Here is a 12077-nt window from a genome sequence, read left to right as displayed (position 1 = left end):
ATTCACAAGTAAATAGAAACTTTAGCTTAAAAAGTTTACAAGTCTTGGCAAAAAGAGTTTTTTTTGCAGAAAAAAAGTATGAAGAAGTTTTTATCATTTTTATTTTTAGTTCTTTTTTTAAATTCAGTAACAGCTCAAATAGATTCGCTTCAAATTCCTTTAGAAGAAAAAATTACAACTTGGGACTTGGCAAAAAATGATGCTGGTTTAATGTGGGGTGGTTTTAAACAAGTTTATACAAGTCCGCTTCAATGGAAACAAGATGACTGGGCAATTGCTGCTGGTATTGTAATAGGTACTGCAGGATTAAATATTATAGATGAAGATGCTCATCAATATTTTGCAAATCAGGAAGATAAAGTACCTGGTGTCATTAAAGAGTTTGGTTGGTATTTTGGTTCACCTCAAAATAATTACGGTGTTAATGGTGCAATTTATTTAACCGGTTTATTTACAAAAAGCAAGAAACTTAGAAAGACTGGTATTTTAATGATATCTTCAGCAAGTGCAGCAGGTTTAATACAAACCTTCAGTAAAAATATAGCCGGAAGAGCAAGACCACAAGCAGGTAGCAAAGCCACATTTAAACCTTTTAGTAAAGAAGGAGCTTATCATTCTTTCCCCTCTGGACATACGATTTTATCTTTTACCACATTTTATGCACTTTCTAAACAGTTTGATAATATTTGGGTAAAAGGAGCACTTATTGCAGGCGGAATGGTTTCTCCTGTGTCAAGACTATGGCAACAAGCTCATTGGTTAACAGATGTGGCATTAAGCACAGCATTAACCGTTGTGGTGGTAGATTCTATAGATAAATACTTAGACAGAGCTATGAGTGATGACCCTGCTTATAGAGAACATAATAAAAAAATCTCATGGCGATTACAATTTGGAGGAAATAGGATAGGGGTGATAGGTACATTTTAGTCGAATGCTACACATTGTAGACAAAAGCTCTATATTTTAATAAAGCTACAAAAAAAGCACCTCCAATTGCATTACCCATTAATGCAAAAGACTGAAATCTTAAGTAATCTAGAGCTTCAATATTGGGAGAGATAATCATACCTGAAAAAACTTCAATATTACCAATTATACTATGATGTAAACCCGTAAAAGCCATGGTAGCCGTAATCATGAATATGATTACAATTCTACTCACAGTTTCTTTAGCTGAAGATAAAAGCCAAGACAATAACCCCATAAGCCAGCCTGCTAAAATAGCACTTATGAAAATGGTTAAAGAATTTGGTGCTAGCACGTGATTGGCCATTTCTTCTATAGTTTTTAAATCAAAAATTTCAAGTTTTGGACCTACCCAAATTAAGGTTACCCCCATTAGAATACCACCAATTAAATTACCCAAAATTACAAGTCCCCAAATTTTAAAAAGACTGCCAAAACCTCTTTTATTATTCAAAACAGGTAAGGTTAGTAGAGAGGTTTGTTCTGTAAATAATATAGATTGTCCTAGAATAACTAAAATAAAACCTATGGGATATACAAATGTAATTAACTTGAAAAGTGTATCTTTTTCTACTTTATCCTTGAAAAAGTAAAGTAGTGTACAAATTAATAGGTAACTAAAACCTATTTCTAAACCTGCAGCTATCGAGCTTAAAATTATACTGCTAGTTTTTTTATTGTATACTTCTTGACCTTCACAGATTTGATCTTTTAGAACTTCTCCATAAGATTTTTTAGCGCTTTCATTTTCTTTAGAATCTGATGCTGAATTATGTATTTCAGCATCAATGTCATTTTGTGTTTTATCTTTCTCTTCGTTCATTTTATAGTATAAAATCTAATTTAAAAATAAGGACCTATTTTAGCTAATAATAAAGGATTATTTAACAAGAAAAGCCGGCTCAATTAAATTGAAACCGACTTTAACGTGGGGTAAATTAATACATCATAAAAGAGTATTATAATGAAACTTCTGGGGTACTTTTTATAAGGTAAGCTGATTTATCTTTTTTTTTAAAATTATACTTCCAAGCTATTTCTCCTAATTGAAAAATAATTTTTATAGAATCTTTCATAGAAAGTTTAGAGCCATCTGCATGTATCCATCGTTTTAGAGGTTGTTCACAGATATATTTTTGGGCTTTTTTAGCTCCGAAGTGCTGTTTCATTCTCATAAACACTTCTACATCAAACAACCATTTGGTCACAAATTTTTGTTGAAATGCAATTTCTATGATCTCTTTGTTCATAATCTTTGCACCGCATTGAGTGTCTTTAAAGTTCATTTTCAAGATGGTTCTAATAATAAAGTTAATGGTTAAGCTTATAATCTTTCTTGCAGATTCTTTAGTAATATCTGCACCCATTCTGCTAATTCTTGAACCGCTAACAATCTTAAAATCTGACGATTCTATTGTGTTTACTAAAGCATCAAAATCTTGTAAATCTGTAGATAAATCGGCATCTAAAAAGCCTATGTAATCTAAATCTTCAAATTTAGCCATATGTAGCATTCCTAATCTAACCGCTTCTGCTTTCCCTCCATTTTTAGGGCAATCATACACATTAATATAATGTTCTCTTCCTCTTCTTAGTTTTTCTAAAATTTGTAAGGTATTGTCTTTGCTGCCATCATTAACAAAACATAAGTGATAACCAGAATGACTTTCTACAAAGTCTAAAAACTCCTTACTCATTAATCGTTCTTCTTCGTTATAACATGGGATGACCACCCCAACACATCTTTTTTCAATAATAGTTTTAGAAAATGTTTTGGTAGTACTCTCACTACCATATGAAGCCCCTATAAGTCTTTTTACTCTCGCACAAACTTCTTCTAGGCTTAAAGGTTTTTTCATATAATCTTCAATACCCATTTCAAAAGCTTTAACGATTAAATGATCATCAGTATTACCTGATAACACCATAATTGGGGTATTGTGTTTCTTTTCATACTTAATATACTTTATAATTTCTAATCCAGAAACCTGAGGCATATTGATGTCTACAATTACTAAATCTGGTAAAAAACTGCTGTACACTTCTTTAGCTCTATTTGCATCTACTAACGTTGTTACTTCATAGCCTAACTCTGTTAACTTTTTTTCTAAAGGTAATAAGACTAATTGCTGATCGTCTATAGTTAAGATTTTCATAGTTTTAGATTTTTAAGTTTATTGTTTTTGAGTTTTGTTAAAGCAAATGTAGCTGAAAGGTTTATTGAATTTCAGGTAATTAGATTATCTTATGTTTTTCTGTAGATGAATGGAAGTTTTCTATAGACCAATAAATTGTTGTAACTTTTCGCAGTAGTTATCTTTATCGTGAATAATTAAATTATTATTTCTGTTGAAAGAAAAAACAAACAAATACCTAATTGCAGCACTTATTTTAGGATTGGTTTTTCATGGGTCAACCATATTCTTTACTATCGAGAATACCTACGATGCATTAATTCATTTATTTTTTGCAGAACATTATGCTAATAATTGGTTTGAACCTTGGAATTATAAATGGTATACAGGTTTTACAGTGATGGGTTACCCACCATTAGTGCATCAAGCTATTGGTTTGTTTTCACTGCTAGGAGGATTAAAGTTTGGCTTATTTACGGTAGGACTAATTGCCGTTGTTCTCTTTATAACGGGTGTTTATAGGTTTTCATTATTAATGACCGCTAGTAAAAAAGCTGCTGGGTATGCAGCATTACTTGCTGTATTTTCTTCTACATTTATAGAAACCTTACATATATTTGGACAGCTTCCCAGTATTATAGGAATTTCACTTTTAATGCATTCTTTACCCGAAATTTATTTATGGATTAAAACTGGAAAATATAAGTATTTAATAAGAGCTATTTCTTTAATCTCTGTGACCGTAACTTCTCATCATGTCACTCCTATTTTTGGAATGGTATTTTTTATTTTTCCTTTGATAGGCATGGCTATTATGGATGATGCTACCGATAAAGTTCAGGACGTTAAAAAGGTAAAACTCAAAATTTTTATAGCTTCATTTTTTAAGCTTTTTAAAAGAATTATAGTATTTGGTGGGTTGTCATTAGTTAGTATCGTATTTTGTATTTTACCATATTGGATTAATACAAAGAAAAATCCAATCACTCAAGTACCCATACCGCATGGCAGTAGAGATAATTTTCTAGAAGTAACTTCCTCTGGATTAGTGTTTTTTTTAATACCCTGGGGAATATTACTATTTCTTTTGCCTTATATTTTTTATAGGTTTTATGCTAAACGATATTTATTTTTTGGATTATCTATTACTCTGCTCACTATTTTAGGAACAGGAGGTACCACACCCATTCCTAAATTAATGTTGGGCGATACTGCTTTTAATATATTAACCTTAGATAGGTTTACACTTTGGGCATCTATTATGTCTTTACCTATTTTTGGAGAATTTGCCTATCGCTTTGCAGAAGGTGATTTGAGAAGCTTAATTCAGCTTAAATATGGAGCTATCTATCATCGTGTATTAGGTGGCTTTTTGGTAGGTTTATTTTTATTGATGTCTGTTTTTACAATTACATTAAGCTATTTTAGACCTATGCAGCCTCAAAAAATAGCAACCTTACCTATTACTAATTTTTTAAATCAAGATCAACATGATCATTGGCGTTTTTTAACATTAGGTTTTGGAGACCAAATGGCCTGGCTCTCTGCCCAGACTAATGCCTTAACGGTAGACGGAAATTATCATTCTGCAAGAAGATTGCCAGAACTTACTACTAGAGCAGTAGAGCGTTTAGAAAATTCAAAATTTAGAGGAATTGAAGGTATTGGTTCATTACAGCAATTTTTAAGTGTTCCTGAAAAATATAACCTTAAATATATATTCTCTAACGATAAATTTTACGATCCCTTGTTATATTTCTGTGGTTGGCAGCGATTACAACAATTAGAGAATGGAATTATGGTTTGGGAAAAACTTAATGTACCTCCCTTATCTAAAATTTTACCTAAAGAAGATGTGCCTACTTTTTTAAAATTAATGTGGGGAATCATACCTATGTTAATGGTGGTTATAGCTTTTATCATTAACCTACAAGTAATTTGGTATCAAACCTTAAAGACAAAAGTGGTTAGTAAACCTGCATTTTTAAAATTCACTAATTCGTATCATAAATTTAATAAAAATATATTTCGTATTAGTCATTTATGGGCCTTAATAATTTTAGGTTTTATGGCTTACGGGGCTTATCTTTTCTATGTAAAGAATACCACTCAATTAACCGGAGAAAATGTAGTGAGATCTTATTATGATGCTTTAGACTTTAAAGAATTTGAGAGAGCACATTCTTATCTAAATCCAAAAAGCGATGTAAGCATAGCTCAATATATGTTAGAGGTTTCTGTTACCGATGGTATTTTAAGTTCTTATGCTAAGATGGATGAAATAAAAGTAGAGATTATCACTACAGCTAAACATCATGCCAAAGCTATAGCAAAGACAAAATGGATTACACCTTTAGAAAAGATAGAAAAAACATTTACTCATGAATTAATAAAAATTAGAGGGAAATGGTATATAGAACCTTCAAGTTATGATCGAGACATTCCGCCAGATCAGTTATTTTCAAATAATTCTACTCAATTTTATAATCATGGAAGAAGAAGAATTACGACCCAAGAAACTTATCATGAAGATGTTTTAAAACAACCCGTATTAGAAATATTAAGTGCTAAGTTAGTTCAAAACGAGGATCATTATTCTATTATAGGTGAATTGCAAAATATAGATAATGTACCAGCAGATGTAGTGATTAAGGCAACTTTGTATAATGATAATAATGAGGAGTTAGCTAACTACAATGCAAAATATATGATAAAACATAAACTCTTGCCTAAAGAAACCACTTCATTTAGAATAGATTTTGAAGGGGTGGCTTGGTTAGATACCAATACGAGCATACCAGAAACTTTTAATCCAGATGAATTTACACCTATCGAGTTAAAAGATATCCCTACACAGTTTAATTTGCAAACTGCAGGCAATGTAGCTACTACAGATTTGTATAAGCAAGTTTCTTTAGCCTCGTTGAAAGTAGAAAAAGAAAATGTAGAAGGCACATTATTTAATTATGGAATACAAGAAGTAACTATACCACAGCTTTTAATTTCTTACTATGATGAAAATAAAGAATTAATTTGGGTAGATAGTCAATTTATGCAAGAAGGAGTAAGAGTTCAGCGTAAACAAGATTTTAATTTTAAACTGAAACGTCTAAATTGTTTATACCTCATCAATTCATCTTTAGAAAATACATTTGTAAATGGTTTACCAAATAAAGATATTGCAGATAAAGTTATACCTAATCGTATAGAAACTCATCAAAGAGAAAACTTACAGCAAGTAGAAAGGTTGAATTTTAGTTTTTTTAAAATTGAAATCAATAACTATATAGGAAACCCTCATTAATGAACAGAAAGTTTATTTACATATTAATTGTTGGACTAGCGATAGGTTTTTCTTCATTTTCTAATTTTTATATTGAAGAGTTACCTGAAGCAAAACTACTCGAAAAAAAAACAGAATATGAAGCAGGAAGTATTGTTTTAAAATTTAAAGCTTCAGCTTTAGAAAACCCACAGCTATTTTTACATTATTCTTATGGGAGTACATTAATTAAAGCAGAGCGATTAAATAATAATGATATAAAGTTTACCATTCCTGAAAATATTTCAACTAAAACAGGGCAAGTAGATTGGAAATTAATAACAACAAAAAAAACGATTTTAAAAGGAACTTTTAAGATTACTCCAAAGAACACTGCCTATCCCTATTTAGAAAGTTATTTTGGACCAACAAGTATTCAAGCGGGAGATAGAGATTACTCAATGCTGGTGGTAGTACCTACAGATCATTACGATAATCCGTTACCAGATAATACACCTATTCATATTAAAAAACAATTTTTACAGAGTATTTCAGAAAGAGAAGTTTTTACAGAAAATCTTATGGGTTGGAAAAATATCTATACAGAAAAAAAAGCAGGTCTAATGGCGGTCATGTCTACTTGTTTTAAATCTTCATCTAAAGAGTTGGTGAGTCAAATATTTCCTTCTACAGCAACAGATTTCACTATTAATTTTAATAGAAATCATGCTTATGCAGATGGAAACCAATTAACAGAATTTGTAACTTCAGAAATTAAAGATGAATTTGACAATACCATTGCAGACGGCACTACGGTAGAATTTGTAATTAAAGATCAAAATAATTATTATTTAAAAACCGCAGCAGCAACCATCAATGGGGTAGCCAAGGCAAAAATGTTACATCCAGATCATCCTGAAACTTGGAAGGTGAAAGCTTATATTATAGGTATGGCAGAGAGTGACGTAATTACCGTAAACTATCAATCTATATTGGCAGATTTTGAACTAAAATTTATAGAAAATAAAGAAATCTTAAAAGTAGGTCTTTTAAAAAGCTATATGGGGCAGGTTATACCTGATGGTGCTAGAGTAAATCTATCTATTTATCACGAAGGTAATTATATTGAAAGTAAAAAATCAACTTCAAATCATGGTGAAGTGATTTTTAATTTACCCAGTAACTTTTATCCCGAAAAAGAGTACTTATTAGAAGTTAGTACGTTGGGGTTAACTAAATCTATAGAAATTAAAAAACAATGAGTAAAAGGCTAAATAGAAATTTATATCGTGCATTATTAATCATCACATTTGTGGCGGTTAATGCATTTGTAATTTGGGGAATTAGCTTTATTCTAGGATATTTAAATACGGGAGCAGACCGCTCTACAATGCTACATGCAGAAGTGTTTAAAGAAGAAGTTTATCAACCTAAAGTAACTTGGGATATTTCTAATCAAGAAGGAAGACCCATGGATAAACAAACCCTTCAAGAAGTAGAGAATAATTATTTAAAAGCTTGGTATGTTAGGAATGTTGCTTACCAAACAAACAATATACACGGCATTGCAGATTTTTATACAGATAGTGCTCGGGTAAATTTATATAGAAATATACAACAACATAAAGATAACTTTATTAATATAGAAACCACCACAACAAGCCACCAGCCCAAAGTAGAATTTTTTAGTGCAGACGGACAATTAGTGGTGCTTACAGACGAGCAAGTAATTGAATACCAAAAAGTTTTTCAGAATCATAATTTAATGACGGTTCATCAAGATACTTCAGCCTATCAAGTAATGCTTCTTTTAGAAGATGGCTTTTGGAGAATAAGACATTTGGTAAGAACTAACCCCAAGTTAAAACAACTTAAAAAAGTAGATACTTCTGAGATTATAGTAAAAGGAAAACAATTATTTAAAGAAGGGAAACCTTTTTTAGTAAAAGGAATAAATTATTATCCCCAAAAAACTCCATGGGATATGTTTGGAGAAAATTTTGATGAAAAGATAATTAGTAAAGATTTTAAATTTATAAATAATGAAGGCTTAAATAGTATTCGAATTTTTATTCAATATGAAGATTTTGGAAAAGCAGAAGTGCTACCTGAAAAACTCAATAAATTAAAAAAAGTACTTGATTTAGCAGAAGAAAATGAACTTAAAGTAGTAGTTACTTTATTTGATTTTTACGGAGATTATTCAGTTTTAGATTGGACATTAACGCATCGTCATGCCGAAAAAATAGTAAGTGCTTTTAAAAATCATAGCGCTATTTTGGCGTGGGATATAAAAAATGAACCAGATTTAGATTTTGAATCTAGAAACAAACAAACCGTAATAGCTTGGCTGTCTCATATCATAGATGAGGTGAAATTTTATGATCCTAATCATTTAGTTACTATTGGTTGGTCTAATCCAGAATCAGCCACTCATTTAAGCGATAAAGTAGATTTTGTTTCTTTTCATTTTTACAAAGATTTATCTGAGTTACCAAAAGATTATCAACTACTTAATAAAAAAGTAAGTAAACCTTTAGTTTTACAAGAATATGGCATGTCTTCTTATCACGGTCTATGGAATTTTTGGGGCACAGATGAACAAGATCAAGCCAATTATCATCAAAAAATGCAAGCTTTCTTAAAAAAAGAAGAACTTGCATTTATGTCTTGGACATTGTATGATTTTACACAAGTACCAAGCGATGTTGTGGGGAAATTGCCTTGGAGAAAAAGTAGGCAAAAACATTTTGGTTTCTTAGATATTGAAAGTAACCCTAAGCCAGCATTAAAATTTATATCAAACTAATACTTCAGTTAATTTTGCTTCTATCAATTTATTAAATTTTTGCAAATACATATCTGTAATTGTAGTCATAGGTAAAGAACAAGCAGCTTCATAATTAGCTTTAGCTAGCTTTCTTCTATAACCATCGTTACAAATAATATCTTCAATAGCTTCTGCTAAAGATTCTGTTTTATTAGGGTCAAAAAACTGACCTCTATATCCTTCTTCTCTAACTAAAATACCCAAGTCTCCCAAGTCTGGTAAAACTACAGCTTTGCCATAACTTCCTGCTTGATGTAAAACTCCAGAGCTTCCCGTCGTTGATGTATAAGGAAAAACAACTACAGCACTTTCTCCAAAAATTACAGGTACGTCAGATTCTTCTACGTAACCCGTAAATGTAATATTAGATACATTTTTATACTGCTCTTTAACTTCAGCTAAATAACCTGGTGTATTTGGGCTGTCTGTACCAGCAATTACTATTTCAATATCTTCTTGTGTTCTAGCTCTAATTTGTTCTACAGCCTCAATTAAAATTTCTACTTTTTTATACGTTCCAAATTTTCCAAAAGTCATTACCTTCTTGGGTCCTTCGGGTAAATTAAAATTAGGTAATGGTGGAGTTTCAAAAGAACCGTGAGGTATAAGCACCACATTATCTGCTTTATATTTTTCTTCTAAAATAGTTACATATTTACTAATAGTGACAGCTACAATATCTGCTTTTAAAACTAATTTAGTTAGACTTGTACCTATAAAATTATAAGCTTTTTGCATTAATTTATTTGAAGTGAACCCGGCGCTACCTAAATCTACTTGCTCTAAAATATTATGTAATAACACAATAGTAGCTAAACCTTTAAGTTTAAAGATCATTGGTAATAATAATCCAAGTGCTGCAGCAACTTTTTTATCACCAAATTTCATAAACTGTAAGTTAAATAAGATAGCGTCTGGCTTCTCCTGCTGAATGGTTTTGTAAATGGTATAGATGTTTTTATAGCTGTTAAACTTCCAACAATCCTTTACGGTGATTCTACATCCTTGTGTGTCAAAATCTAATTGTTTAGGATCTTCGGTTACATCTGTGATTAAAACCAATTCATCTATTTCTTTTTTTTGTGCGAAATTTTTTACTAAGTGGTAACCATATTCATTTAAGGTTACTTTACTAGGAGGAAAGGCGGTTACGATAGCAAGTTTCATAGTAGTAGTTTTTAATGGTTATTGATGTTTGTTGAGGTAAATTTCTTTATTTAAATGCTTAAAATTATTTTTCTTCGATGAGTGGACGTTTACTTTAGTTCAACATTTTTATTTTGCTGATAAAAGAATAGTATTAATTGAATAACCAATAGTAATACCATAGCAATAATTTGAATTTCAACTACTTGTTCTAGGCTTTTGTGAAAAAATATAATTAAAGATACTTGAGCAATTCCAAACACTCCTGAAGCAATTACAGGAATATACTTTTCTAAAGATAAAAAGTAGTACACAAATACATTAGAAATAGCAAATAGAGAAGTTGCTAATGCATATTTCCATAACAGAGGTGCCATCGCTAAGTAAGCTTTCCCAAACATAAGCTGAATAATAAATTCGGGAATAAAATAAGTAGCTACAACAATGCTTCCGGCTAATAAGCTTATTAAGCTCAGGTATTTAAAAAATACTGGTAAGGTGTTTTCTCCATTTTTTTTCATTTTCACAACCGTTGGCAGTAAAATCATCACAAACATCCAAGCTACAAAATACACCATCCTGCCAATTAAGGCTAAAGAAGCATAAAGTCCCGCTTCATAAGCTTCAAAATAATGTTTCACTAAAATAATATCACTGTTGTTTATAATGATTTGAGTAAATTCATAAAACGCCGTAATGCTTATAAAAAGTAAAACACTTTTGGTGTTTTTATTATCTAATACCGACTTTTTTATTGAGGTTGAAGTTGTTTTTTTATAAGGAAGTAGACCAAAGATAAAAGATGCTAAAATCCCTATGGCTATTAATAGAGAACTGTCAGTATTTAAAGTCCACAATAGAATTATGGTAATACCTAACCTACTTAACATTTCTCCTTGATAAGTGACAGAGAGTTTAAAAAAGTTTTTGTTTCCTTGATAGTAACCTCTATTTACACTCATTAAAAAATATAAAGGTATACCAGCTGCAAAAAAATAAAACATCGCTTTAGAACTAGTTTGTAATAGTATTTGAAGGTTCTCTGCAAAAAGAGCAATGACTATTCCTAAAATAACGCCTATAAATAAACTTATTTTTTTTAGAAAATTCACAAATACAGTTTGGTCTTCATCTACAGAACCTGCTGTAAACTTAGCAACAGTTAACTGAAATGTCATTGCCATAAATGAAAGTACCATCAGTAAAGTTATTAAGATTGCAGCATCAGCAAATTGGGTGGGACCTAACATTCTACCCAAGATTAAATTGTATAAATAATTACCGCCATTAACCAATAGGGCGCTAAGCATAAAAACTTGTTCAGATTTAAAATTAATGTTACGTATAGAGAATTGAGAAGTTAGCATAGCTATTGGTTTTGAGTTAGTATTATGCGCTTTTTTGGTAGTTTTGTAAAATATTGATTCTTGCTCTTAAAAATGCACCTTTAATTTTAGAGTTTTTTTCGCCCACAAAGACAATAACTTTGTGATTTTGATAGGCAAAATTTCTCAAATTTTCAAGTTCAAATACACTACCGCTATCTATACTGTCTAATGCAGACAAATTAATAGTTAGCATTTCTTTAGTTTTAAATATGAGTTCAAAATGTTTTCTTAGAATATAGGCATTACCTACAGTAAGATTTCCTCTTAACCCAAAAGTTCCGTTGTTTTCTGTGATTGCAAAAGCCATAATTTAAAAGTTTTTATGTTAATGTTATTTCAAATATCTA

9 protein-coding genes are annotated in these 12077 nt (G+C 30.7%); 4 read left to right on the top strand and 5 right to left on the bottom strand.

Features of this window, described 5'->3' with window-relative positions; translation table 11 throughout:
• Positions 1 to 78 precede the first annotated feature (78 nt).
• Entirely contained in the window at positions 79 to 930 is an 852-nt protein-coding gene (locus tag KW502_RS13655) for a phosphatase PAP2 family protein (protein ID WP_219041116.1), read from the top strand.
• Between the two features lie 7 nt (positions 931 to 937).
• Here KW502_RS13655 and KW502_RS13650 read toward each other — a convergent pair whose 3' ends face one another.
• Positions 938 to 1792 (bottom strand): formate/nitrite transporter family protein, encoded by an 855-nt coding sequence (locus tag KW502_RS13650; protein WP_219041115.1) that lies wholly within the window; start codon positions 1790 to 1792, stop codon positions 938 to 940.
• A gap of 136 nt (positions 1793 to 1928) precedes the next feature.
• Complete coding sequence (locus tag KW502_RS13645; RefSeq protein WP_219041114.1) at positions 1929 to 3125, bottom strand: response regulator; 1197 nt, start codon at positions 3123 to 3125, stop codon at positions 1929 to 1931.
• Positions 3126 to 3318: 193 nt separating this feature from the next.
• Between KW502_RS13645 and KW502_RS13640 the strand changes: the two genes are divergently transcribed.
• The 3 genes from KW502_RS13640 to KW502_RS13630 are packed head-to-tail and all read left to right on the top strand — an operon-like array spanning position 3319 to position 9175.
• A complete protein-coding gene (locus tag KW502_RS13640; protein WP_219041113.1) occupies positions 3319 to 6408 on the top strand; it encodes a hypothetical protein in 3090 nt (1029 codons plus the stop codon).
• Positions 6408 to 7628, top strand: a complete 1221-nt coding sequence (locus tag KW502_RS13635; RefSeq protein WP_219041112.1) for a serpin family protein — start codon at positions 6408 to 6410, stop codon at positions 7626 to 7628. The genes KW502_RS13640 and KW502_RS13635 overlap by 1 nt, the downstream gene beginning before the upstream one ends.
• Positions 7625 to 9175: a glycoside hydrolase family 2 TIM barrel-domain containing protein gene (locus tag KW502_RS13630; RefSeq protein ID WP_219041111.1), complete on the top strand. Its 1551-nt coding sequence runs from the start codon at positions 7625 to 7627 to the stop codon at positions 9173 to 9175. Before KW502_RS13635 ends, KW502_RS13630 begins: the two co-directional genes overlap by 4 nt.
• Here KW502_RS13630 and KW502_RS13625 read toward each other — a convergent pair.
• The 3 genes from KW502_RS13625 to KW502_RS13615 all read right to left on the bottom strand — a co-directional run bounded on the left by KW502_RS13625 (position 9167) and on the right by KW502_RS13615 (position 12037).
• The gene (locus KW502_RS13625) at positions 9167 to 10363 is read right to left on the bottom strand and encodes a glycosyltransferase (protein ID WP_219041110.1); all 1197 of its coding nucleotides are present in this window, start codon (positions 10361 to 10363) and stop codon (positions 9167 to 9169) included. The two genes, KW502_RS13630 and KW502_RS13625, sit on opposite strands and share 9 nt — an antisense overlap.
• 89 nt (positions 10364 to 10452) lie before the next feature.
• Positions 10453 to 11709, bottom strand: coding sequence for an oligosaccharide flippase family protein (locus tag KW502_RS13620; protein ID WP_219041109.1), 1257 nt, complete (start codon positions 11707 to 11709; stop codon positions 10453 to 10455).
• 22 nt (positions 11710 to 11731) lie between these two features.
• On the bottom strand, positions 11732 to 12037 hold the full coding sequence (locus KW502_RS13615; protein WP_219041108.1) for a hypothetical protein: 306 nt from the start codon (positions 12035 to 12037) through the stop codon (positions 11732 to 11734).
• Positions 12038 to 12077: the final 40 nt, after the last annotated feature.

Origin of the sequence: Mesonia aestuariivivens, from assembly GCF_019311235.1 — a bacterium.
GTDB classification, from domain to species: domain Bacteria; phylum Bacteroidota; class Bacteroidia; order Flavobacteriales; family Flavobacteriaceae; genus Mesonia; species Mesonia aestuariivivens.
The sequence above is the reverse complement of the archived record's forward strand: the minus strand, read 5'-3'. Positions and strand labels throughout refer to the sequence as shown.